General features: G+C 72.8%; 19 protein-coding genes and 1 pseudogene. 11 read left to right on the top strand and 9 right to left on the bottom strand.

All coding sequences use genetic code 11. The features are described from left to right. The first annotated feature begins 282 nt into the window (after positions 1-282). Both ACFYZJ_RS20460 and ACFYZJ_RS20455 read left to right on the top strand, forming a co-directional pair. Positions 283-1491 (top strand): protein kinase, encoded by a 1209-nt coding sequence (locus tag ACFYZJ_RS20460; protein ID WP_388570319.1) that lies wholly within the window; start codon positions 283-285, stop codon positions 1489-1491. Positions 1492-1590: 99 nt separating this feature from the next. Continuing rightward, complete coding sequence (locus ACFYZJ_RS20455) at positions 1591-2271, top strand: DUF6445 family protein (RefSeq protein ID WP_388569980.1); 681 nt, start codon at positions 1591-1593, stop codon at positions 2269-2271. A 30-nt stretch (positions 2272-2301) separates the two neighbouring features. Here the strand turns inward: ACFYZJ_RS20455 and ACFYZJ_RS20450 are convergent, their stop codons facing one another. The 3 genes from ACFYZJ_RS20450 to ACFYZJ_RS20440 all read right to left on the bottom strand — a co-directional run bounded on the left by ACFYZJ_RS20450 (position 2302) and on the right by ACFYZJ_RS20440 (position 4854). Continuing rightward, the gene (locus ACFYZJ_RS20450; protein WP_388569977.1) at positions 2302-2835 is read right to left on the bottom strand and encodes a hypothetical protein; all 534 of its coding nucleotides are present in this window, start codon (positions 2833-2835) and stop codon (positions 2302-2304) included. Positions 2836-3055: 220 nt separating this feature from the next. Continuing rightward, positions 3056-3823, bottom strand: coding sequence for a TIGR03943 family putative permease subunit (locus ACFYZJ_RS20445; RefSeq protein WP_388569974.1), 768 nt, complete (start codon positions 3821-3823; stop codon positions 3056-3058). Further along, entirely contained in the window at positions 3820-4854 is a 1035-nt protein-coding gene (locus ACFYZJ_RS20440; RefSeq protein ID WP_388569971.1) for a permease, read from the bottom strand. The genes ACFYZJ_RS20445 and ACFYZJ_RS20440 overlap by 4 nt, the downstream gene beginning before the upstream one ends. Before the next feature lie 319 nt (positions 4855-5173). Between ACFYZJ_RS20440 and ACFYZJ_RS20435 the strand changes: the two genes are divergently transcribed. Continuing rightward, positions 5174-5935 (top strand): DUF4142 domain-containing protein, encoded by a 762-nt coding sequence (locus ACFYZJ_RS20435; RefSeq protein ID WP_388569969.1) that lies wholly within the window; start codon positions 5174-5176, stop codon positions 5933-5935. A 378-nt stretch (positions 5936-6313) separates the two neighbouring features. Here the strand turns inward: ACFYZJ_RS20435 and ACFYZJ_RS20430 are convergent, their stop codons facing one another. Then, on the bottom strand, positions 6314-7435 hold the full coding sequence (locus tag ACFYZJ_RS20430) for a HoxN/HupN/NixA family nickel/cobalt transporter (RefSeq protein ID WP_388569966.1): 1122 nt from the start codon (positions 7433-7435) through the stop codon (positions 6314-6316). A 318-nt stretch (positions 7436-7753) separates the two neighbouring features. Here ACFYZJ_RS20430 and ACFYZJ_RS20425 point away from each other — a divergent pair, with 318 nt between their 5' ends. Next, positions 7754-9598: an alkyl/aryl-sulfatase gene (locus tag ACFYZJ_RS20425; protein WP_388569964.1), complete on the top strand. Its 1845-nt coding sequence runs from the start codon at positions 7754-7756 to the stop codon at positions 9596-9598. A 9-nt stretch (positions 9599-9607) separates the two neighbouring features. On the opposite strand, the gene ACFYZJ_RS20420 is transcribed toward ACFYZJ_RS20425, so the two are convergent. Beyond that, the gene (locus tag ACFYZJ_RS20420) at positions 9608-10951 is read right to left on the bottom strand and encodes a helix-turn-helix domain-containing protein (protein WP_388569961.1); all 1344 of its coding nucleotides are present in this window, start codon (positions 10949-10951) and stop codon (positions 9608-9610) included. Positions 10952-11346: 395 nt separating this feature from the next. Between ACFYZJ_RS20420 and ACFYZJ_RS20415 the strand changes: the two genes are divergently transcribed. Further along, positions 11347-12588, top strand: a complete 1242-nt coding sequence (locus tag ACFYZJ_RS20415) for an amidohydrolase (RefSeq protein WP_388569958.1) — start codon at positions 11347-11349, stop codon at positions 12586-12588. Between the two features lie 21 nt (positions 12589-12609). Here ACFYZJ_RS20415 and ACFYZJ_RS20410 read toward each other — a convergent pair whose 3' ends face one another. From ACFYZJ_RS20410 to ACFYZJ_RS20400, 3 genes are all read right to left on the bottom strand, one after another. Continuing rightward, on the bottom strand, positions 12610-13749 hold the full coding sequence (locus ACFYZJ_RS20410; RefSeq protein WP_388569956.1) for a hypothetical protein: 1140 nt from the start codon (positions 13747-13749) through the stop codon (positions 12610-12612). A gap of 79 nt (positions 13750-13828) precedes the next feature. Beyond that, positions 13829-14155 (bottom strand): SpoIIE family protein phosphatase, encoded by a 327-nt coding sequence (locus ACFYZJ_RS20405; protein WP_388569953.1) that lies wholly within the window; start codon positions 14153-14155, stop codon positions 13829-13831. 184 nt (positions 14156-14339) lie between these two features. Further along, a complete protein-coding gene (locus ACFYZJ_RS20400) occupies positions 14340-14975 on the bottom strand; it encodes an NAD(P)-dependent oxidoreductase (RefSeq protein ID WP_388569949.1) in 636 nt (211 codons plus the stop codon). Positions 14976-15079: 104 nt separating this feature from the next. Between ACFYZJ_RS20400 and ACFYZJ_RS20395 the strand changes: the two genes are divergently transcribed. The 5 genes from ACFYZJ_RS20395 to ACFYZJ_RS20375 all read left to right on the top strand — a co-directional run bounded on the left by ACFYZJ_RS20395 (position 15080) and on the right by ACFYZJ_RS20375 (position 20291). After that, positions 15080-15550 (top strand): hypothetical protein, encoded by a 471-nt coding sequence (locus ACFYZJ_RS20395; protein WP_388569946.1) that lies wholly within the window; start codon positions 15080-15082, stop codon positions 15548-15550. Positions 15551-15707: 157 nt separating this feature from the next. Continuing rightward, positions 15708-16613 carry a hypothetical protein gene (locus tag ACFYZJ_RS20390; RefSeq protein WP_388569943.1) on the top strand — a complete coding sequence of 302 codons (906 nt, stop codon included), beginning with the start codon at positions 15708-15710 and terminating at the stop codon, positions 16611-16613. A gap of 134 nt (positions 16614-16747) precedes the next feature. Further along, on the top strand, positions 16748-17167 hold the full coding sequence (locus ACFYZJ_RS20385) for a hypothetical protein (RefSeq protein WP_388569940.1): 420 nt from the start codon (positions 16748-16750) through the stop codon (positions 17165-17167). A gap of 109 nt (positions 17168-17276) precedes the next feature. Beyond that, a complete protein-coding gene (locus tag ACFYZJ_RS20380; protein ID WP_388569938.1) occupies positions 17277-18293 on the top strand; it encodes an endonuclease/exonuclease/phosphatase family protein in 1017 nt (338 codons plus the stop codon). Positions 18294-18356: 63 nt separating this feature from the next. Beyond that, positions 18357-20291 carry an FUSC family protein gene (locus ACFYZJ_RS20375; RefSeq protein WP_388569935.1) on the top strand — a complete coding sequence of 645 codons (1935 nt, stop codon included), beginning with the start codon at positions 18357-18359 and terminating at the stop codon, positions 20289-20291. A gap of 45 nt (positions 20292-20336) precedes the next feature. Here the strand turns inward: ACFYZJ_RS20375 and ACFYZJ_RS20370 are convergent, their stop codons facing one another. Beyond that, positions 20337-22391, bottom strand: a complete 2055-nt coding sequence (locus tag ACFYZJ_RS20370) for a PhoX family protein (protein WP_388569932.1) — start codon at positions 22389-22391, stop codon at positions 20337-20339. A gap of 312 nt (positions 22392-22703) precedes the next feature. Here ACFYZJ_RS20370 and ACFYZJ_RS20365 point away from each other — a divergent pair. After that, a pseudogene (locus ACFYZJ_RS20365) lies at positions 22704-23208 on the top strand (Toxic cation resistance protein); the annotation flags it as partial.

Raw genomic sequence — 23208 nt, 5'->3', positions numbered from 1 at the left:
CTCCCGCGGGTGGGCGGCTTTCGGCGTGTGGTCCGAGGGCTTCCCCGGCCGCTGTGGTCGCCGATGCCGGCCGGTCAGGAGTGCCGGACGCGCGAGGATCGTGCGGCCGGATCGTCACCCGACGGTCATCGAATGGCGAAGACCGTGATCGAACAGTGCGTCCGTGCCAGTAGGCTGTGATCCGCTGCGGCACGCCACCCTCACCGCCCTGGCGGAACCCTGTCCGTCGGCGGTCGAGTCGTCGCACGGCATTCGTCTCACGGCATGAGGATGAAACGACAGGTGCTGATCGCGGGCCGGTACCAGCTGGACACCACCCTCGGACGTGGCGCGATGGGAGAGGTCTGGCGGGCGTACGACCAGATGCTCGGCCGTCCCGTCGCCGTCAAGGTGCTGCTCGACCGGAACGCCGACCCCACCGCCGACTCCCGTTTCCGTCTGGAGGCCCAGACCGCGGGCCGGCTCCACCACCCGCACGTGGTCGGGGTGCTCGACTTCGGGGAGCACGACGGACGGCTGTTCCTGGTGATGGAGCTGGTGGAGGGCGACAGCCTCGCCCGGGTGCTGGCAGAGGACGGGCCGCTGCCCGCCGAGCGGGTCGCGGCCATCGCCGCCCAGGCGGCGGCCGGGCTCGCCGTGGCCCACGAACAGGGCATCGTGCACCGCGACATCAAGCCCGGCAACCTGCTCCTCGACGCCGTCGGCACCCTGAAGATCGGCGACTTCGGTATCGCCCGCTTCATGGACGACCCGTCGGGCGCGCTCACGGCGACCGGGCAGATCGTCGGTACGAGCCTGTACATCGCGCCCGAGCGTGCCCTCGGCAAGCCCGCGGGACCGGCCAGCGACGTCTACTCGCTCGGCTGCGTGCTCTACCAACTCCTCACCGGACAGCCGCCGTTCCGCGCCGACACCCCGATCGCGATCCTCCACCAGCACCTGGACGCGACTCCCGTGCCCCCGCGCGAGCTGGGTGCCACCCTGCCGCCCGCGTTCGAGAACTACCTGCTCGGCCTGCTCGCCAAGCGGCCCGAGGACCGGCCCACGGCACGGCAGGCCGCCGAGTGGTTCGCCACGGGTGCCTGGCGGGGCCGGCCGGAACCGCTCCCGGCCGCGGCCCCCGTCCAGGCGCCGACCTCCGTCCAGGCGCCGACCTCCGTCCAGGCGCCGCCCCCGGCCCGGGCCCGGGCCGCGGTGCCAAAGTCACCGGTGCCGCCCCGGACGGAGGGCCCGGCGACGACGTACAAGCTCCCGTCCGCGCTCCCCGGCCACCGCGCGGCCCGCCAGCGGTCCTCGTCGGGGAACCGGCGCGCGCGGCCGTCGCTGCGCACGTTCGTCGCCGGGCGGCCGCGCGCGGTGGGGCTGCTCGCCGCGGCGCTGCTGTTCCTCACGGCGATGTACGTGGGCATGTCGGTGTTCAGCCCGGACAGCAGCTCGGCGGAGACACCGCAGGAGACGGGGCAGTCCAGCCCGGCCGCTCCGCTGCCGTGACGCGATCGTCCAACTGACCTGTCCTCCCGACCAGTTGATGACGAAGGCTTGACCCGACGAAAAGAAACGGCGGTGGAGCCGAACTGTAGGTTCACCCGCATGCCCCCACAGCCCCCACAGCCCCCGCGCCTGCCCGTCCTGCCGTACCGCAAGCCCACCCGCGGCCGCGACTACTGGATCCTCGACGACGTGCTGCCGAACGTGGACGAGGTCCGGGCGCGCTGTCTCGCCAAGGACGACTGGGTCAAGGGGTACCCGTACACGCAGGAGAGCTGGCCGGGGATGCGCACCATGCCGGGCCTCGAACCGGCCGAACTCGCCCGCGTCGAGCGGCTGGTGCGCAAGGAGACCGGCGCGCAGAAGCTCTGGCAGGAGACCGCCCCCGGCGGCGGCACCCTCAACCACAACTGCGTCCAGGTCGTCGGCAAGGACGAGGGCGAACCGCGCCCGCACACCGACTCGCGCGCCCTGTGCCGGTACGCCGCCGTGCTCTACCTCAGCCCGAACATCCCCAAGGACTGCGGCACGAGCTTCTACCGGCAGAGCCTGCCGGGCGGCGTGCTCGGCGGCAACATGGTGCAGGCGCCGCACACCAACCTGGTCGAGGCGCTGGGCACGCGGTACGTCTCACCGGACGCGTTCACCGAGGACGTCCGCGTGCCGCAGCGCTACAACCGGTTGCTGCTGTACAAGGCCAACATCATGCACAGCGCCACCGGTTACTGGGGCAGCGACCTGGAGGACAAGCGCATGACGGCCGTCTTCTTCTGGATGGCCTGACCGGCCCGCCTCAGGCCTGACCGGTCCGCCTCAGCCGAGGCCGAGGCTGGACAGGGCCGTCGTCCAGTCGGTGGCGATGGCGTTGCGGGCGTCGTCGAGGCTGACCTCGCCGTTGCACACGTCCTTCTTGAGCGTGTTCTCCACGGTGTCCTTGTCGGCGGCCACCTCGCCCGAGCCCGTGTCGTAACGGGGTTCCGGCCACAGGTTCTCGGGGCTCGTGGGGTTGCCGCCGAGCTCCAGCGGGATGAGGTGGTCCTCCTCGTAGTCCGCGGTGCTGGTGTCGCTGTAGCCGTACTCGACGATCTGCTGCTTCTTCAGCGCGGTGGTGTACGAGCTGGGCGGCCGCACGGTCGCGGTCCAGCCGGGGACACAGATGGTGGAGTCGATGGTGTCCTGGGTGACGTCCGGGTTGACGGCACCGGGCTGGCAGCTGGGGTCGGGGAGGGGGAGGTAGCCCTGGCTGCACGACTGCGCGTGCGCGCTGCCGGCGGTGACGGTCAGGCCCGCGGCGGCGAGGGCCAGGGTGGACAGGGTCGTCACCAGGGGGCGCGGTATTCGGGACATGGGGAGTCTCCCGGTGGGGGATGCCCGGCACAATTCCGGGCGGTCGTGAGCATGACAGCACCGGCGCTTCTATGCGGGTAGACCCCTTTGCGGGACCGGGAGAAGCTTGGTTGAAGGTTTGTCCGTCCGAAGGCCCCGGGTTGTGAAGTCATGGGCAGGGCTTGGGCGTTGGTTCACCCAGGTGTACGGCGGCCCGGCGGGACGGCGCCGACGGACGGCGTCAGCGGGACGGCGTCAGCGGCAGGTCGTCCGTGTAGGCGTTCACCGGCTTGTCCACCCGCTCGACGGTCCGGGCGTCCAGCGCGGCCGGGGCCGACCGCGTGCCCAGGGTGCCGCCGGGGTGCCAGGTTCCCGTCACGGCCACCCAGGTGTCGGCGGGCAGCGCCGGGGAACCGTGGATCCGTACCTTCACGGACTGCGCGTCCGCGGCGCAGCAGGTGAAGATGATCCGGGTCAGGTACCAGCCCCCGCCCCGCCCGTCCGGCGTGACGAAACCGGTCAACCGGACGCTGCGGCCCTTGATGGCCTGCGTACGGTCCTGCTGCACACGGCTGGTGAACTCCGAGAGCGTCATCGGGAGCGGCGAGGCCGCGGGCAGCGGATCGAAGTGCCGCTGCTGCGCGACGGCCCTGGCGGGCTCACGGGAGGCGGTGTACGAGCCGAGGGCGGGCGGGGCGTAGAAGAGCAGGCTGAGCGCGGGCAGGAACAGCAGCCAGGCGACGCGGGGGGCGGTGGAGTGGTCGTGGCCGTGGCCGGTGCCGCCGTGCCCCCCGTGCTCCTCGTGACCGCCCTGGTCGTCGCGCCTGCCCGGCCTGAGGTCGAGGGCCGCGCTCGCCAGCCCGAGCAGGAGCAGCAGCACCCCCGAGGCGATCAGGAACGGACGCAGCCCCGGCTTCACGTACCGCAGGCACAGGTCGGTGAAGAGCGAGGCGTGCAGCAGACCGAGGCCGCCGAGGACGAGCAGGACCGCCTGGAAGGGCCGTTTCACAGCAGGGCCCCTCCGATCAGCGCACTGCACAGCACCGCGACGACGGTGGTGGCGGTGGAGAAGCGGACCGCGAACGCCCGGCCGAAGGTGCCCGCCTGAAGGGCGATCAGCTTCAGGTCGACCATCGGCCCCACCACCATGAACGCCAGCCGCGCCACGGGCGAGAAGCCGGCGAGCGAGGCGGCCACGAACGCGTCGGCCTCGGAACACACCGCGAGCACGACGGCGAGCCCCGCCAGGAACAGCACCGACAGCCAGGTCGAGCCGGAGAACACGTCGAGCACGGAGCGCGGGACCGCCACGTTGAAGGTGGCCGCCGCCATGGCCCCGACGACCAGGAAGCCGCCCGCGTGCAGGAAGTCATGCTGGAAGCCGAGCCGGAACTCCCGCCAGCGACTGTGCCCCGGCCGGTGCCCGGTGTGGCGCACGGTCGGCCGCAGCCACTCCTCCCTGCCGAGCCAGAGCCAGAGCCAGCCCATCACGGCGGCGGTGGCGAGCGAGGCGAGCAGCCGGGCCAGGACCATCAGGGGGCTGCCGGGGAAGGCGACGGCGGTGGCGGTCAGCACGACCGGGTTGACGGCCGGAGCCGACAGCAGGAACGCGAACGCGGCGGCCGGGGTGACGCCCCGTCGGATCAGGCTGTTCGCGACCGGCACCGACGCGCACTCACAGCCGGGCAGCACCACCCCGGCGACCCCGGCGACCGGAACGGCGAGCGCGGGACGGCGGGGCAGCACCCGGCTGAACACCCGCGCCGGGACGAACGCGTTGATGGCACCGGACAGGGCCGTGCCGAGCAGCAGGAAGGGCAGCGCCTGCACGGTGATGGCCAGACAGACGGTGCGCCACGCCTGCATCGCGGGCTCGTCCATCCACCGGCCGAGCAGGAGCAGCGCCGGACCGGCGAGGACGGCCACCACCAGCAGCAGCGGCCAGAACGCGGGCCAGCCGCGGGCGGGGACGCGCTCGGGCGCCGCGGGGGCCGCCACGGCCGCCTCCGCCTCCTCGGCCAGTTCTTCTGTCTTCTGCATGCCGGCTCCGACTGTCGGATGTTCGGATCGAACATAGCGGGCGTCCGGCCACCCTCATCGGCACCGCCACGCCTCCAGTCCGGTGAGGCGGATCGTCCGGCCCGCGGTGCGACGACCGCGCCGGGCCGCGGACCACACCGTGTCGACCGACCACACCACGCCGACCACACCATGTCGATCGGACCGTGCCGACCGACCACGCCTGCCGATCGACCGTGTGACCACCCCCACATCACGGGGCGCCGATTTTGCCTGTGGAAAAGGTTTCCACCTCCCGTCGCACCCGTACCCCTGGGCGTTGGAACAACCAGGAGGTGCCATGCGCATTTCGCGGACCGCGGCGGGAACCCTCTTCGTGACGGGCGCCCTCGCCCTGACGCTCACGGCGCTCGTCTATCCGTCGATGCTGGGAGTGCAGACGGTCTCCAGCGCCCCCTCACGCGTGATCGCGAACACCTCGGCGGGACCCCTGACCGAGGCGGACCGCGACTTCGTCGTCAAGGTACGGGCGGCGGGCCTGTGGGAGTTCCCGTCCGGTGAGCTGGCCCTGAAGAAGGGCACGACGCCGGCCGTGCGCACCGCCGGGGCGCATCTGGTCAACGGACACGCCAACCTCGACGCCGTCGACCGGAAGGTGGCCGCGGAGCTGGGCATCACGCTGCCGAACCAACCGAGCCCCCAGCAGCAGGGATTCGTGACGACGCTGACGAACGACACGGGCAAGAAGTTCGACCAGGACCTGGCGAACATCCTGCGGCTGACGCACGGCCAGATCTTCCCCGCCATCGCCAACATCCGCGCCACCACGAAGAACACGCTGGTCCGCCAGCTGGCCGACGTGGCCAACGACACCGTCCTCGACCACATCACGGTCATGGAGCAGACGGGGCTGGTGGACTTCGACTCGCTGGTGTTCCAGGAGACGACCCCGCCGAAGCTCCCGAAGTCCAGCCTGACGCCGCCGGCCCCGCAGCCCGGCGAGCCGACGGTGGTGCTCTCCCCGCCGCCGGGCTTCACCCCGCCGCCGTCGACGACACCGGGTGCGGCGGCGAATCCTGGTGCGGCACCGACAACGGGCTGACGGCCTCCGCCAGGGCCCGGACAGGCCCCGAGTAGCGAAAAAACAGGCCCGGCGCTCTCCGGGGGACGAGAGCGCCGGGCCCGTCGGGGATGGTCAGCGGACGCCCGGAGGCGTCAGGCGCGGCCGCGGGACGTACGGCGCCGGGTGGCAGACCGCGATACCCGCTCCCGCCGCGACGAGGACCGCCGCGCCCGCGGCGATCGGCTGGCTCACTGGTCACATGCGCCGCAACGCGAGCACATATTCGATCACGGGGACTGTACTGTCAACCTCGTTGAAACCGCGACGACTTCAGAACTCGATCACATCTCGGCCATATCAGGAATGACACATTCCACCAAGGCGACCACAGTCGCGGAAACGGCGCCCCACCGGGTCCTACTCCGCCGTCTGTTCCACCGGCCGCGGCTCCGGCCGGGCCAGCCCCGCCGTCCACTTCTCCTCGATCCGTCCGACCTTCCACACCACCAGCGCGAGCGCCCACGTGGCGAAGAAGAGGCCGACGATCACGAAGCCGAGGGTGTTGAGGTCGACGCCGGCGATCCAGTCCCAGAAGGCCCCGTGCAGGTCGAGCTTCTCGGCGAGCAGGCCGAGCAGTTCCGTGGTGCCGATGATCAGGGCGACAGCCACGGACAGGCCCGTGATGGTGAGGTTGTAGTAGACCTTGCGGACCGGTTTGGAGAACGCCCACCCGTAGGCGAAGTTCATGAACGACCCGTCGATCGTGTCGAGCAGCGACATGCCGGCCGCGAACAGGACGGGCAGGCACAGGATCGCGTACCAGGGCAGCCCGGAGGCCGCACCCGAGCCGGCGAGGACGAGCAGGGCGATCTCCGTCGCCGTGTCGAAGCCGAGGCCGAAGAGCAGGCCCAGCGGGTACATCTGCCACGGCTTGGTGATCGACTTCATCACGCGGCCGAGGATGCGGTTCATGAAGCCGCGGTTGTTCAGCTGCTCCTCCAGCGCCGCCTCGTCGAAGTCGCCCGACCGCATCTGCCGGAACACCCTCCAGATGCCGGCCAGGATGACGAGGTTGATGACGGCGATGACGTAGAGGAACGTGCCGGAGACCGTCGTGCCGATGAGGCCGGTGACGTTGTGCAGTTCGGAGTTGTCGTCGCGGACCGGTCCGGCCAGCGTCCTGATGCCGAGGGAGAGCAGCAGCGCCAGGCCGAAGACCACGCTGGAGTGGCCGAGCGAGAACCAGAACCCGACCGACAGCGGCCGCTGCCCCTCGCCCATCAGCTTGCGGGTGGTGTTGTCGATCGCGGCGATGTGGTCCGCGTCGAACGCGTGCCGCATGCCGAGGGTGTACGCGGTGACGCCGATGCCGATGCCGAACGACTTCTCGCCGATGGTGTAGTGCTCGGGCGCGACGATCCCGACGAGCGTGAACCACCCGATGACATGCAGCGCGAGCACGAACGCCGCCATGCCGCCGAGCCGGCCCCACTCCTGTCGTGTGATGGACAGGGGTGTCCGGCGCGAGGACGGGGGCATGGCAGGGGCCTTTCTTTCTCGGGTACCGCAGCACATACTTTCATGCAGGAGAGTCCTAGTTGCAAGAAAGTCGCAGTAAAGGCTGGAAGGCAGCGCGGCCGCCTGTGGTGGTGTCCGGCGGTGTCTCCCGGCGGTTCGTGTCGAGCCCCTTGGGGCCGACACGAACCGCCCACGACACCCGTCCCCCGGAACATCCCCCCGCCTCGACACCCGTCCCCCGGAACATCCCCCCAACCGTCCACACCCGTCCCCGCAGCCGGCACCTCGAACGGTCCCCCACCACTGGCCGGCCGCCCGCCGCGCCCCGAAGCTGGACCCATGGACGCCCCGCCCCGTGACGGCCTGCCGCCCTTCGAGGACCGGACCGACCTCGAGAACGCCGACCGCGGTTTCGTCGCCGCCCTGGAACCCGCGGTGGTGACCGGCCCGGACGGGCGGGTGGTGTGGGACGGGGACGCGTACCGGTTCCTGGACGGGGACTGCCCGGGTACCGCGCACCCGAGCCTGTGGCGGCAGTCGCAACTGTGCGCGCGGCAGGGCCTGTACGAGGTCTGCGAGGGCGTCTACCAGGTGCGCGGCCTGGACCTGGCCAACATGACCCTGGTCGAGGGCCGGGACGGCGTCATCGTCGTCGACCCGCTCATCTCCGCCGAGTGCGCGGCGGCCGCCCTCGGCCTGTACCGGCGGCACCGCGGGCAGCGGCCCGTGACCGCGCTGATCTACACCCACTCCCACGTCGACCACTTCGGGGGCGCCCGCGGCGTGCTGCCGCGCGAGGCGGAGGCGGGCGTACCGGTGCTCGCGCCGGCCGGGTTCCTTCAGCACGCGGTCAGCGAGAACGTGTACGCGGGGCCCGCGATGTCCCGCCGCGCCGCCTTCGTGTACGGCGAACGACTGCCGAGGGCGCCCCACGGGCACATCGGCGCGGGCCTCGGCCTCACGCTGTCCACCGGTACCGTCACCCTCGTCCCGCCGACCGTCGACATCACCCGCACCGGGCAGACGGAGACCGTCGACGGCGTGCGCATCCTGTTCCAGCTGACCCCGGGCACCGAGGCGCCGGCCGAGATGAACTTCCTCTTCACCGAACAGCGCGCCCTGTGCCTGGCCGAGAACGTCACACACACCCTGCACAACATCCTGACCCTGCGCGGCGCCCTCGTCCGGGACGCCCGCGTCTGGTCCCGCTACCTCGACGAGGCCATCGACTTCTTCGGCGACGGCTACGACGTGGCCTTCGCCTCCCACCACTGGCCGACCTGGGGGCGCGAGAGCGTGGTACGCCTGCTGGCCGAGCAGCGCGACCTGTACGCGTACCTGCACGACCAGACCCTGCGGCTGCTCAACAGCGGACTGACCGGCCCGGAGATCGCGGAGGAACTGCGGCTGCCACCGGTGCTGGAGCGCGCCTGGCACGCGCGCGGCTATTACGGGTCCCTCAGCCACAACGTCAAGGCCGTCTACCAGCGCTACCTGGGCTGGTACGACGGCAACCCCGCCCACCTGTGGGAGCATCCACCGGTCGCCCTCGCGCAGCGGTACGTGGAGGTCGCGGGCGGCCCCGAGGCGACGCTCGCGGCGGCCCGGCGGTACGTGGAGGCCGGTGACCTGCGCTTCGCCGCGACCCTCCTCAACCACCTGGTTTTCGCCGAACCGGGCGACGAGGAGGCGAAGCGGACGCTGGCGGGTGTGTACGAACGCCTCGGGCACGGCGCCGAGAACGGGCCTTGGCGGAACATCTACCTGACGGGCGCCCTGGAGCTGCGCGAGGGGGCGAGCGCCCCCGCCGTCACCTCGGACACCCCCGAGCTGACCTCGGAACTGACCGTGAGCATGCTCCTGGACGCCCTCGCGGTACGCATCGACGGGCCGCGAGCGGCACAGGAGCCACGCCTGGTCATCGACCTGGTGGTGATCGACGAGGAGCGCCGCCACCGGATCAACCTGGAGCACGGCGCGCTCACCTACCGCAGCATGCCGCTGCACCGCACCCCGAGGCCGCACGCGGGCCTGACGCTCACCCTGACCCGTCCCGAACTGCTCGGCCTGCTCGCGGGCCACGGCCTCGCCGGCATCGAGACGGAGGGGGACCGGGGCCTGCTCAAACGGCTCTTCTCCTACGTCGCCCGGCCGGACCGGGGCTTCGCGATCGTCACCCCGTAGGTCCTGCCGTCACAGCGGCGGCTGGGCGGGGGCCGGGCCGAGCGTCGTCGTGCCGGGCGCGGTGCGGTGGCCGAGGCCGGTGCGGTAGGCGTCCAGGGCGGCCTCCACCCGGCCGGTGCGGCGCAGCAGATCGCCGAGCAGCCGGCACAGGTCCGCGAGGTCACCCGCGGCGCCCGCCCGTTCCAGCAGGCTCAGGGCTCGTACATAGTGCTCCTCGGCGGCCTCCGTGTCGCGCGCGTCCTCCGCGATGATGCCGAGGAGACGGTGCGCGGCGGCGGAGTGCACCGCACCGCGCTCGGGGCCTATGTGACCGAGGACGTCGTGCAGCAGCCGAGCGGCCTCGGCTGATCTGCCGCGCCGGTGCAACACGTCCGCCAGCTCCACCGCGACCTGGCTGCTGTAGAGGGCGGCCCGTTTCTCCGACAGCATCGCGAGGGCTTCGCGCAACTCGCTCTCGGCACGCTCCAGTTCGCCGTTCTGCGCGTACAGATAGCCGCGCATCCAGTGGCAGTTGGCCAGCTCCGTGCGGATCTGAAGCTGCCGGTACAGCTCGGCTGCCTTGGCCAGGTTGGCGTCCGCCTCGGCCAGGCGCCCCTCGGCGAGCAGGGTGCGCGCGACGGAGCGGTGCATACGGGCCACCAGAGCCGGGTCCTGGACCTGGGGCGCGAGGGCGAGCGCGAACTCGGCCGCCTGGGCCGCCCTGGCGTGCGCCCCCATGTCCATGTACGGGCCGATGGCACTGGCGTAGAGCAGCAGCAGGGCGTCCGGATCGTGCAGCCCGGAGCGGTTCAGCTCGTCGAGGGTGGTCTCCAGCAGGTAGCAGGCGTAGCGGAGTTCACCGGCGAGGTAGTGGGAGACGGCACGGCCGCGCAGTGCCGGGACGCGGCTCGGCAGCGGTGCGTCGTGCAGGCACTTCTCGGCCCGCTCGAAGTACTGCCGCCCCGCCACCAGGTCGCCCACCTCCAGTGCGCACTCGCCGAGCCCCAGCAGCGCGGCGGCCCGCTCGGCGGTGAGTCCGTGCTCCTCGGCCTCCGCCAGCAGCGTGGCGTACTGCTCGGCGGCCACCTCGGCCTCACCGGTGGCCAGGGTGCGCTGGGCGTCGGTGAGCCTGAGCCGCAGCCCGGTGGCGAGGTGGGCCGGACGGCCGGTGGCCAGCTCGTCGAACGCCACCCCGAGCCGCTCGGCGAGATGCCTGAGCGCCTCGTCGGAGGGGCGGACCCGGCCGGCCTCCAGGGTGGAGATGTACGCGGGGGTGTAGGCCGGCTCGGCCAACTGCCGCTGGGTCAGTCCGCGTTCCCGCCGCAGCCGCTGCACCCTGCGCCCGATGGTCTCCGGGTCGTCCCGCTTCGCCATGCGGTTCATCATGCCAGTAAGCCGACTTGTCACTGAGCGCAGTTCTGACTCTTCGTCAACCCAATATCCGCATACACCGGTTGCCCTGGCCCTCTTCCACGGTGCCCGTCGCAGCCCCTAGCTTGGAAGATGCGTTAAACGCGCTTAATCCGCCGCTGTCATTGCGAGGTCGGTCGCCGTGCCCCCACGCCCTTCCGTGCACCACGGACGCGTATCCGCGCGTCACGTCAGAGGGTTCGGCGCGGCCGTCGTCGCCGTGGCCGCCCTGGTCACCGCGGCCAACGCGGGCCCGGCACGGGGCGCCGAGCCCGGGCGGACGCCCCCCGCCCAGGCGGCTCCCGATGGGCGCACCGCCCCCGCTCCCGCCGACGGTTTCCCGGGCCTACGCTGACCCCGTGACCTCCCCCGCCGCGCGCACCGCGCTGGACCTCACCGCCGACGTCCCGCTCGCCGACCTGGAGGACTGCTACCGGGACCTGCACCGCCATCCCGAGCTGTCCCGGCGCGAGCACCGGACCGCCGGAAAGCTCGCCGAGCGGCTGCGCGCGGCGGGGTACCGGACCACCGAGGGCATCGGCGGCACCGGGGTCGTCGGCGTGCTGCGCAACGGCGACGGGCCGACCGTCCTGCTGCGCGCCGACATGGACGCACTGCCGGTCACCGAGGAGACGGGACTGCCGTACGCCTCCGAGGTCCCCGGGGTGATGCACGCCTGCGGGCACGATCTGCACGTCACCTGGCTCGCCGGGGCGGCCCGCGCGCTGGCCGCCGGGCGGGAGACCTGGTCCGGGACGCTGGTCGTGGTGGGCCAGCCCGCCGAGGAGACCGGCGAGGGCGCACGGGCGATGGTCGCGGACGGGCTGTACGAGCGCTTCCCACGTCCCGACGTGCTGCTCGCCCAGCACGCGGCCCCCGGCCCGGCCGGGCTCTACGCGCACTCCCCGGGCCTGATCCTGTCCGCCTCCACCGACGTGGACATCGTGGTGCACGGCCTGGGCGGCCACGGTTCGCGCCCCGAGGCGACCGTCGACCCCGTGGTCACGGCCGCCTACCTGGTGACCCGGCTGCAGACCGTCGTCAGCCGCGAGATCGCCCCGCGCGAGTCCGCCGTCCTCACGGTGGGCCGGATCGAGGCGGGCACCCGGCCCAACGTCATCCCCTCCCGGGCGCACATCGCGCTGAACCTGCGCACCCGGTCCGCCGGTGTCCGGGACCGCATGATCGCCGCGATCCGGCGCATCGCGGCGGGCGAGTGCCTGGCCGCGGGCTGCCCGCGCGAGCCGGAGGTGACCGTGGGCGCGGACTTCCCCGTGACGGTCAACGACCCCGCCACGGACCACCGCGTGACGGCGGTGCACAGCGAGGTGTTCGGCCCCGAGCGGGTCTTCGACCCGGGCGCGGCGATGGGCAGCGAGGACTTCCCGCACCTGGCGCCGGACGGGGTGCCGTACGCGTACTGGTTCGTCACCACCACTCCCGCCGACGTCTGGGAGGCCGCCCCCGGCGTGGACCTCATGGAGAAGTTCGCGGCGGTCCCCAGCAACCACAGCCCCCACTTCGCACCCGACCTGTCCACGCTCGTCCCCGGGGTACGGACGCTCGTGTCGGGGGCGCTGGCCCACCTGCCGGTGGCGTGACCCGGTCGGCCGCCTGCCCGGCTAGCCCGGCACGCCCTGCGACTGCCTGAGTTCCTCCAGGTGCTGACGTACGTGTCTGAGTGCTCCCTCGCGGCGCCCCGGCACCCGTTCGCGCAACTCCGCCAGAGCCGCCCCGAGTTCGCGGGCGCGGGTCGCGTCGCTCATGCGGCCCCACTGGTGGTGGGCGCGGTCGACGGCCGCCTCCACCGCCGGGTCCTCGGGGGACTGGCCGGCCGCGAGGCGGGCGGTGGCGACCGTCAGCCAGGTCTCACAGCTGCGGCCGGCGTCGCCCGCGAGCATGGCGAGGTCGGCGCGGACCTCCATCCAGTGCAGCGCCTCCTGCGAGCCGGGCCCGTGCTGCCGCAGCGCCGCCTGCTCCCACTGCGCGGCGAGCGCGGCGGCCTCCGCGTGCCGGCCGTCCTGGACGGCGGCGGTCAGGGCGGCGTGGGGGTCGGGGGGCGCGACTGAGGGAAGGGGCGGTGCCGGGATCGGCTGAAGGCTTCTTCGCGGGGGAAGCTGCTGCGGCAACTGGTGTGGGGCGAGCAGGATGTCCCCCCGCGTCCCGTCCTCCGCGTACGCCCGGGTCACCGCCTCGTGGTGGAGTGTGTGCGGGTCCGGGCGGTGGCCGCTGCGGAGTATGGTCGCGAGGGCCTTCATGTACGCGGGAGTCGCCAGTGTGCGGCGCGGGGGAGGTGGGGCGACGCGGCCGTAGAGAGTGACGGCGGGGCCGCAGTCCGGCGCGATGCCGCGCAGGTGCTGCCAGGTCTCCGGATCCGTGTGCAGATCGGCGAACACGGTCGTCGCACCGGGCGGGCGCAGCCTCAGCTCCTCGCGGAACCAGTGCCAGGGGAAGCCGGTGTAGCGGACGGTGGCCGGGGTGGTGCGGGCCAGCGCCAGGTGCGGCAGCTGCTGGCGGCGGTCCAGGTGGAGCTGCCCGGTGAGGAACACCGTCAGCGGGACGGGGGCGGCCGCGGCGGCCCGCAGCCGGGTGAGGACGGCCTGCGGCTCCAGCGGGTCGGCGAGTTCCACCACGTTCGCCGTGTCCGTGCCGGACAGCACCGGCGGGGCGACGGCCGCGAGCACCGGAAGCACGGAGGCCGCGTCCACCAGGCGTCCCTTGCCCGCCGGCGAGGCCGCGAGCAGCAGCACGGTTCCGGGCATCGTTCCCTCCCCCATCGATCAGGTACGTCAGCACCGTAACCGCTGCGCCTGCAAAGGGGCGACGGAGTCCGGCGAACGCTCAGTGGCCGGCGGGTGGGCGGGGCCGTACCGCGAAGATCGTCGTGTCGTCGACCAGACGGCCACGGCAGTGGCGCAGGGTTCCTTCGCGCACCAGGGGGGCCAGGCGGGCGGGGTCCGCCGAGCGCGAGTCCTCGGCGACCGCACGGGTCACCTTCTCCCGCAGCGGGAAGAACTCCCCGGACCCGTCCCGCGCCTCGCACACCCCGTCCGTGACCAGCAGCAGTGTCTCGCCCGGCGCGAGCGGTACGCGCCGTACGGGCGGCGGTCCGTCGGCCAGTGCGCCGTAGCCCAGCGGCAGTCCCCCGCCGGGCGGCAGGGACCGCACGCCCTCGGGGCCACCACCAGCGGCGGCTCGTGCCCGAAGTTGACCACCTCCACACAGCCGGGTTCGGCGGGCGGGAAGCCGAGCAGGACGGCGGTCCAGTTGCGTCTGTCTCGTCGGATCGCCAGTTCCGTCTGTTTCGTAGGTCCGCCGGTCCGCCGGTTCGTCGCTCTCGCGGTGCGGTTCGTCAGTACGCCACCGACATGCGGGCGCGTACATGGGCGCCCTGTTCCAGTTCGTCGAGGAACGCCGCCGCGTAGTCCTCCGCGCTGATCCGGCTGCGGCCCTCCGCGTCGGTCAGCAGCCGGTCGCCGCCCACCCGGAAGCGGCCCGTGCGCTCGCCCGGGCCGATTTCGGCGGCGGGGGAGACGTACGTCCAGTCCAGGTCGTCCACCGTGCGGTAGAAGTCGAGGACCGCGCCGTGCGCCAGCGCCTCCGCCTTGACCGCCTCCGGAAAGCCGGCTTGGTCGTACAGCGCCTCACCGGGCGCGACCTCCAGACTGCCCGCCCCGCCGACCACCACCAGCCGCCGCACCCCCGCGTCCCGGGTCCCCCGCACGATCGCCCGATTGAGTGCGAGGAAAGGCCCCTCCGGGTCCGTACCGTCCCGGGGCGGTGCGCACGCGCTCGCCACCGCGTCCGCCCCCGCCGTCAGCTCCGCGACCTTCGCCGGATCCCCCGCGTCCGCCGCCGTCGCGGTCACCCCCGGCACCGGCGACCGGCCGGAGCGGCTGACGGCAGTCACCCGGTGTCCGCGCCGCGTGGCCTCCGCGGCGATCCGGGTGCCCACCATCCCTGTCGCTCCGAAGAGGACGATCCTCATGAGCCCCAGCGAAACACGCTCCGAAGGGCCTCGCATCCCGACTTGCCCGCCACCCCCGCCAGGGTGTGCCCTGGTGTGCAGGGCGAGGAGAGAGGAGTGCTCCCATGGCTCACGCGGCACCCGCATCGGGGACCCCGCACCCACCCGCCACCACCTCCCGCGCTTTCGTCCCGGCCCACCGGCCGCCGGACCTCTTCGACCGGCGCGTGCACCGCCTCGGACGCCTTGCCGTGCCGCTCGCCATCGGGCTCGTCTACGGCTACTGGGCCGCGGCCAACCGGCGCCAGGGCGGCCCCATCACCGGCTGGAACCTCGTGTTCGGCTTCGCCTGCGCGATCGTCTTCACGGTGCTGTGCTCCGCTCTGTTCGTCGTGACACCGCGCCTGCGGCGCGAGGCGCGTGCGGTGGTATGGGGAGCGTTCACGGGCATCACGCTCGGCTTCCTCTACATCCAGACGAACGTGAGCGTGCTGCACGCGGCGGGCCTGGCGCTCCTGGTCGCACTGGCCGTGTTCCTGTTCGACTTCTACCGCTACTACACGCACGAGGACGGTGGGGGCCGCCGGACGGCCTGACCCCGCCCGCGGACGGGCACGGCCCCGGCGCCGGGCCCGCACCGACCCGGTCCGGCCGCAACCGCGCCCGTCCGCCGTCACCCGCTCCGCCCCCTTGTCCACCCGTTTGCAGGCGATCCGCTCGCGCACCGTCCACGCCAGGCGCTTCGCTGGTGGCGTGTCCCGACGTGTTCGCAGCGTCCTGTCCGTCGTGCTGGTGGGCCTCGCGTGTCTGCTCGCCCCACTCGGCGTGCTCGCCGCGTGGGCGAAGTACGGCATCGAGGACGCCGCCCGCTACGCCGCCAGCACCGCCCCGCTCGCCTCCGACGCCGAGGTCCGCGACGCGATCGCCGGTGCCGTCACCGACGGCATCATGCGCGACGTGCACGTGAGCCCGCCCCTGCGGGGCTCCGTGCACGCCTTCGTCCACGACGCGGTGCGCTCGTTCACGGGCACGGCGGCCTTCCGCGCCGCCTGGGACACCGCGAACCTCAGCGCGCACGACGCCGTCATGCGCGCCCTGCACGACGACGAGCGCGGCGACGGGCCCGTCACCCTCGACCTCGCCCCCGTCACCGAGCGCATGAAGCGGCAGCTCGCCGACGAGCACGTGCCGTTCGCGGGCCGCATCCCCGTCACGCACACCCGGATCACGCTGCTGCAGTCGCAGGACCTGACGAAGCTCCGAAAGGGGTTCCACGTGCTCGAAGTCGCGGGCTTCTGGCTTCCCGTCGCCGCCGTGGCCTTCGCCGTGACCGGCATCCTGCTGGCCGTCTGCCGCCGCCGGGCGGTGCTGGCGACCGGCCTCGGCACCGCGCTGGGCGCGGCCCTGCTCGGGGCCGCGATCGCGGTGGGGCGCCGCATGACGCTGGCGGACCTGCCGCCGGACGTCTCGCACCCGGCGGCCGGCGCGGTCTACGACGCGCTCACCGAGACCCTGCGCCTGGTCACGTGGCTGCTGCTCGGACTCGGGCTCCTGGTGGCACTGGCCGCCTGGCTCACGGGCCGGTACCTACGGCGCCGCCGGGCGTCCGAGGAGCCCGCGCCGGTACCCGCGGAGCGACCGTCGCAGGTCCAGGCCTGACGCGGTCCGCCACGGCATACTCCGGGCCGCGCCCGCGTGGTCCGCACTCACCCGTTCGGACCGGTTCTCCCTGCGGTACACCCTCCTCCAGGTGAACCTGCGGGGGAAGGCCCCGTCCCGAGGAGGCGACCCGCATGGTCCAGCACACCGCATCCACCACGCACGCCAGACAGACGGCGTGGGCCACCGGCGGCATGGCGTTCGCCGGGGTCCTGATGATGGTCGGCGGCATCATCGGCGTGCTGAACGGCATCGCCGGCATCGCCACGAACAACGTCTACGTCCGCGTCGGCAACTACGTGTACCAGTTCAGCCTCGCCACCTGGGGCTGGATCCACCTGATCGTCGGCGCGCTGGTGGCGATCACGGGATGGGGAGTGCTGCAGGGCCTGGAGTGGGCCCGCTGGGTGGGCGTGGGCCTGGCGGCCCTCTACATGATCCTGTACTTCATGTTCCTGCCGTACGCCCCGATCTGGTCGATCACCGCCATCGCGATCGGCGGCTTCGTGATCTGGTCCCTGGTGACCGTACCGCGCACGGAACGGGTCCCGTAGCTCTCGTCGGCACCGCGACCCGACCACACCGCACCGCAACCATCCCCCACAACCACCCGTCTTCAGGGAGGATTCGGGCATCCGGTCCACCAGGGGGAGGCGGCGGCGCGTGGAGACGACGATCGTGGAGGGCGGCCGACGGGCCGAGGTGCGGCGTCGGCCCGGGGCGCGGACCGCCGGGGCCTGGTGCGCCGGCGTGCTGCTGGCCGGAGTGAGCGTCGTCGTCGGGTGCCGGGCCGCCGGAACCGACGGCGTCACCCCCGTTCCCCAACTGCTCGCCTTCCTGCCCTGGCTGCTCGTCCCCGCCGCCCTCGCCCTCCTCCTCGCCCTGTTCGCCCGCCGGCGCACCGGCATGGTGTGGGGTGCCCTCGCGCTCATCGCCCTCGCATGGTTCTCCGGGCCGTACGGCGGCGACGCGGAACCCACCGGCGCCCCGCTCGCCCGCCTCCGCGTCCTGACCTCGAACGTCGAGTTCGGTCGCGGCGCCCCCTCGCTCATCCCGGCCATCCGACGCGCCCGTCCCGACATCGTGTTCGCCGAGGAGTGCGAGCACCGCTGCTCCGCCCTCCTGGAGCGCGCCTTCGGCGGTCCGCACGGCACCTATCCCTACCGCCGCGCCGTCGACGGCGCCGGCTCCGACGGCTCGGTCCTCCTCAGCCGGTTCCCGCTCACGCCCGCACCCGGCGTGCCCGGAACCATGGGCATGCCCGGCGCCGTCGCGGAGGTCGCCGGTCACCCCGTACGCCTCCAGCTCGCCCACCCCATGCCGCCGCTGCCCGGCCAGGTCGCGCTCTGGCGCCGCGAACTCGGAGAGCTCCGCGCCTACGCGGCGGCCGGCCACGGCGCCCCCACCGTCCTCGCCGGCGACTTCAACGCCACCGAGGACCACGCCGCCTTCCGCCGCATCCGGAACACCGGCCTGCGCGACAGCGCCCGCCTCGCCGGCCACCCCCGTACGCCCTCCTGGCCCGCCCGCACCGCTCCGCCGTTCGGCGCCCAGATCGACCATGTGCTGGTCTCCCCGGACTTCTCCGTCGGCTCGGCCCGCTTCCTGCACATCGCCGACACCGACCACCGCGCCCTGGTCGTCGACCTCACCCTGCACCGGTCCGATCGGCACACATGACACTGAACAACCCACACCAAACAGCCCAAAGGGTCACCCGTACGCATTAGCGATAATGAGGGCATGTCCCGCGAGTTGCCCATCGGCCTCACCCCTCCTGACTGGCTGGTCAGGAACCTCCAACCGCAGCAGGCCCCCGTCAACCGGCCCGCCGTCGTCCGCGCCGCGATCGCGATGTCCCTGCCCCTGGCGATCGGGCTGGCCCTCGGGAAACCCGCCTACGGCGCCATCGCCTCCATGGGTGCCCTGTCCGGTGTCATCGGCGACACCGCGGACGCGTACCGCATGCGCATCCTCAACATCGCGATCCCCCAACTCTTCGGCGCCCTGGGCGTCACCGTCGGCTCCCTCGTGTTCGGGGAGGGCTGGCTCGCGGTCGCCACCATGACCTCGGTCGCACTGCTGTCCGGACTGATCTCCTCGATCGGCGCGGTCGCCTCCGTCTCCGGACTGCTGCTGCTCCTCAACTGTGTCATCGGCGCCGGACTTCCGCTGCCCCACCCCTGGTGGCTGCCCCCGCTGCTGCTCTCCGGCGGCGGCCTGCTCGTACTCGCCCTCGCCCTGCTCACCTGGCCGTTGCGCTCGGGCGTACCCGAACGGGCCGCCGTCGCGGCCACCTACCGCACGGTCGCGGATCTGCTCGCCGCCTGCGGGACGGACACGTACGACGCCGCCCGGTACGCCGTCACCCAATCCCTCAACCAGTCCTACGACCTCATCCTCGGCCGACGCGCCCGCCACCACGGCCGCAGCCCCGAACTGGTCCGGCTGATCGCCGAGTTGAACGCGATCACCCCGGTCGTGGAGGCCGCACCGGCCGCCCACCACTACGCCAGACCGCTGCCCGAGCAGGTGCCCGCCGCCGTACGGCTCCTCGCGGACGCCATCGCCGCCGGCCGCCGCGACCCGCTGGACCTCGGCCTGCCGGTGCCCATCGGCGAGCCGGACCGCGCCGTCGACCACGCGCTGCGGCGCGCCGCCGAGGTCGTCACGGCCCACAACCTCGACCCCCGCACCATCGTCGACGGCCTGGGCCGCCCCGCCTCCCTGCGCGTCCGTGTCCTGCGCACGGCTCGCAACGTCCTTCTCTCCGGCACCTCCTGGCGTTACGGCCTGCGCCTCGCCCTGTGCATCGGCATCGCCCAGGCCCTGGTGTCCCTGGTCCCGGTCCCGCGTTCCTACTGGATCGCCCTGACCATCACCTTCGTACTGAAACCCGACTTCGGATCGGTCTTCTCCCGGGCCCTGCTCCGCGCCCTCGGCACGGTGGCGGGCCTGCTGGTGGCGGCCGTCGTCCTCGCCGTGGTGCCGCGCGGCTGGTGGGACGTGCCGACCCTCATGGTCCTCGCCCCGCTCATCCCCACGCTGACACCCCGCGGCTACGGCTACCAGACGGCCGCGATCACCCCGGTGATCCTGCTCCTGTCCGACCTTCTGAACCACCTGGGGACGGCCCTCCTGGTCCCCCGCCTGGTCGACTCCCTCATCGGCTGCGCGATCGCCCTCGTGGTCGGCTACCTGCTGTGGCCGGAGAGCTGGCAGACACGCGTCGGCGACCGGCTCGCGACCGCGGTCGCCGACACGGCGGCGTACGTCGAGAAGGCGTTCGGGGACACCGCGGACCCGGCCTCCCGCGCGCGGATGCGGCGGCGCCTGTACCGGGACCTGTCCACCGTCCGTACGGAGTTCCAGCGGGCCCTGACCGAGCCGCCGCCGACCGGCCGCCGGGCCGCCGCCTGGTGGCCGCTGGTGGTCGCGGTGGAACGGATCGTGGACACGACGACGGCCGCCCGGGTGCAGGTCAAGCAGGGTGCGCAGCCGCCGTCGCCCGCGGAGATCGCCCAGATCACCCTGCAACTGCGGGAGTTGTCGGAGGGCCTGCGGGAGACGGAGGTGCTGGTCCCGGTCCGCACCGACCTCACCGGCCCGGCGGAGAGCATCCTGGAGCCGCTGCGGCAGGAGGTGGCGGCGGCACGGGCGATCGCGTCCCCGCACTGAGAGAGGACCACGACCGCCCATGCCCGCACTGCCTGCCGTACGGCCTCAGACGCCGATGTTCCGTCCGTCCGCGCGCCACACCGCGACGACGGCGGGACGGACGATCTTCCCGGGGCCGTCGGGCCAGGTGCCGGCCGGCTTCTCCACGGTCGCGCCGTCGACCTCGCCCGGGTGCTGCACGGCCACGACCACGCGCCGGTCCTGCACGATCGGCCCGCAGGTCTCGGCACCGGTGGGCACGGTCAGGAACTGCTTCAGCTCGCCGCGCCGGTCACCGCTCGTCGCCACGCCGAACAGACCGTCGTGGGAGCCGAGCTGGTTGCCGTCGGTGGCGATCCACAGGTTGCCGTGCGGGTCGAAGGCCACGTTGTCCGGGCAGGAGATGGGGCTGACCCGTTCCTTGGGGAACCCGGCGAAGTAGGTGGACGGGTCGGCGGGGTCACCGGCGACGAGGAAGAGCGACCAGGCGAACGTGGTGCTGTCGGGCCGGTTGCGACGCTCGGTGAGCTCCAGGATGTGCCCGTGCTTGTTGGCAGTGCGCGGGTTGGCCTCGTCGGCGGCCGCGTGTCCGGCCTTGCCCCGGTTGGAGTTGTTGGTGAGGACGACGTACACCTTGCCGGTGTGCGGGGAGGGCTGGATGTCCTCGGGGCGGTCCATCTTGGTGGCGCCGACCTTGTCGCCCGCCAGCCGGGTGAAGACGAACACCTCTTCGGCGGTCATGCCCTCGACGTGGGAGACGGCCCCGTGGGCGGTGGCGGTGGCGAGCGGGATCCAGGTACCGGACCCGTCGAACTCCCCGTCGCCGGGCAGCTTCCCGCTCCCGTCGATCTCGGAGGCGGGCGAATCACCGGTGAGCCTGGCGACGTACAGCGTGCCCTCGTCGAGCAGGGACAGGTTGTGCTCCCGCACCGCGCGGGAGTTCCCGTGGCGCATCCGCTTGCTGCCGACGAACTTGTAGAAGTAGTCGAACCGCTCGTCGTCGCCGGAGTAGACGACGGGCCGCCCGTCCTCGGTGAGCCGCACGGTGGCGGCCTCGTGCTTGAAGCGGCCGAGGGCGGTGTGCTTGCGGGGCGTGGAGGTGGGGTCGTAGGGGTCGAACTCGACGACGTACCCGAAACGGTGGACCTCGTTGGGCTCCTGCGCGATGTCGAACCGCTCGTCGAACCGCTCCCACTTCCGCTCCGTGGCCCCGGCCCCGATGCCGTACCGCTTGTCGGTGGCCCGGCTGCCGTTGGCGAAGTACTGGTTGAAGTTCTCCTCGCCGTGGAGGGTGGTGCCCCACGGGGTGGTGCCGCCGGAGCAGTTGTTGAGGGTGCCGAGGACCTTGCGGCCGGAGGGGTCGGCGGAGGTCTGCAGGAGCTCCGACCCCGCCGCCGGCCCGGTGAGCCGGAACTCGGTGGTGGCGGTGACACGGCGGTTGAGGGAGTGACGGGGCACGGCGGTGAGGCGCCCGGTGCGCGCGTCCTCCTCGACGACGACGGCGGAGAGCCCGTGGGCGGCCCACGCGACCTCGACCTGCTCCCGGGTGGGGTGTTCCGGGTCGTACCCCCGGAACATGATCACTTCATCGGTGTACTCGTGGTTGGCGACGAGGAGTTGACGGCCACGCTCGCCCGGGAGCGGGAGGAGGGCGAGGAAGTCGTTGTTGTACCCGAACTGCCCGGCCTGGGCCGCGGCGGTCTGGTGCTCGGGGTCGAAGGCGGGGGCGCCGCGCAGGATGGGGTCGCCCCAGCGGATGACGACGTTCTGGCGGTAGCCGTCGGGGACGGTGACGGCGTCGGCGGTGTTGGGCGCGACGGGAGTGAAGCGAAGGCCGCGGGCGGCGTCGGTGCGGGCCGCGGCGGCGGCTTCGGCCCGCGGGGCGGTGGCCGCGAGCGTGGCCGTACCGGTGGCGGCGGCCACGGTGACGACGGCGGCGGCGCGGAGGGCGGAACGGCGGCTGAGGGCGCCGGTGATGACGTCGCCGACGTACGCGTTGGAGCTGGTGTTGGGCACCTCGTGGAAACAGGCGTCACCGCACCGGAAGCGGCAGGTCAGGGCGGACCGCCCGCCGGGATGCGAACCGGACGGCGTGCCGATCAGCGGCAGCAGCTTGCGCACTTTACTCTCCCTGTACGAACCCTTGGTGTGGACGTGACGCTAGGGGGATCGGGTGTGCGGGAGCAATGCAGAGCGATGAACGATCGGTGAACCGGATGGAACCGTACGGGGGTTGGGCGGCACGTGGCGTGGCGTGCCGCGCGAGCCGAGCCGTCTCGCCCCCGAGGATGTGTAACGGCGGAATCGCGGTATTGACAGGCGGCGGTTCCGATGTTCGGACGGTACCCGGGATCGCCGCCTTCGGCCGCTAACCTTACGTGTCCGTCCTGGCCAGGGATTGACGGGCATCAACTCACGCGAAGGGTTGCGCACATGGGCATTCTCACTCTCCTGCGGAACGCGTTCGGCCGCTCACGCAAGGGTCGCTCCGCCGAGGAGGAGCCCACGCGGGAGCCACAGGTTCCGGCCCAGCCGACGGAGCCGGAGCCGAGGGCGACGGCCGCGGAGCCCGCGGTGCCGGCGCAGTCGTCGGGCCGTACGGACGAGCACGAACTGGTGGCGGCGGCGTTCGACAACGTGACGGTACCGAGGCAGCCGACCCACAGGGACGAACTGCCGGCCACGCAGCTCCAGAGGCCGGAGGCGGTCACGGAGCCGACGGCCGAGACACTCGCCGAGCCGGACCTTGTGGCCGAGCCACAGGTGGAGGCGGAGCCCACGCCCGAGGCGGCGGCGGAATCCGAGCCCGCGACGGCGCCCGAGACGAAGCCCGCCTCGCAGGTCACTGCGCAGCCGGAGGAGGAGCCCACCGCCGAACCGGAGGCAGAGGCCGAGACGGAGCCCACCGCCGAGGTGACGGCGGAACCCCAGCCGGAGG

The organism is Streptomyces sp. NPDC001848 (genome assembly GCF_042891915.1).
GTDB lineage: Bacteria > Actinomycetota > Actinomycetes > Streptomycetales > Streptomycetaceae > Streptomyces.
Note: the sequence above shows the minus strand (reverse complement) of the source record. Positions and strands in the feature narration are given on the sequence as shown.

Bases quoted from the DNA above. Each gene is read 5' to 3' on its own strand.
- ACFYZJ_RS20455 (WP_388569980.1), top strand. From the start codon at position 1,591: ATGCCCCCACAGCCCCCACAGCCCCCGCGCCTGCCCGTCCTGCCGTAC.
- ACFYZJ_RS20450 (WP_388569977.1), bottom strand. From the start codon at position 2,835: ATGTCCCGAATACCGCGCCCCCTGGTGACGACCCTGTCCACCCTGGCC.
- ACFYZJ_RS20440 (WP_388569971.1), bottom strand. From the start codon at position 4,854: ATGCAGAAGACAGAAGAACTGGCCGAGGAGGCGGAGGCGGCCGTGGCG.
- ACFYZJ_RS20435 (WP_388569969.1), top strand. From the start codon at position 5,174: ATGCGCATTTCGCGGACCGCGGCGGGAACCCTCTTCGTGACGGGCGCC.
- ACFYZJ_RS20430 (WP_388569966.1), bottom strand. From the start codon at position 7,435: ATGCCCCCGTCCTCGCGCCGGACACCCCTGTCCATCACACGACAGGAG.
- ACFYZJ_RS20425 (WP_388569964.1), top strand. From the start codon at position 7,754: ATGGACGCCCCGCCCCGTGACGGCCTGCCGCCCTTCGAGGACCGGACC.
- ACFYZJ_RS20420 (WP_388569961.1), bottom strand. From the start codon at position 10,951: ATGGCGAAGCGGGACGACCCGGAGACCATCGGGCGCAGGGTGCAGCGG.
- ACFYZJ_RS20410 (WP_388569956.1), bottom strand. From the start codon at position 13,749: ATGCCCGGAACCGTGCTGCTGCTCGCGGCCTCGCCGGCGGGCAAGGGA.
- ACFYZJ_RS20400 (WP_388569949.1), bottom strand. From the start codon at position 14,975: ATGAGGATCGTCCTCTTCGGAGCGACAGGGATGGTGGGCACCCGGATC.
- ACFYZJ_RS20395 (WP_388569946.1), top strand. From the start codon at position 15,080: ATGGCTCACGCGGCACCCGCATCGGGGACCCCGCACCCACCCGCCACC.
- ACFYZJ_RS20385 (WP_388569940.1), top strand. From the start codon at position 16,748: ATGGTCCAGCACACCGCATCCACCACGCACGCCAGACAGACGGCGTGG.
- ACFYZJ_RS20375 (WP_388569935.1), top strand. From the start codon at position 18,357: ATGTCCCGCGAGTTGCCCATCGGCCTCACCCCTCCTGACTGGCTGGTC.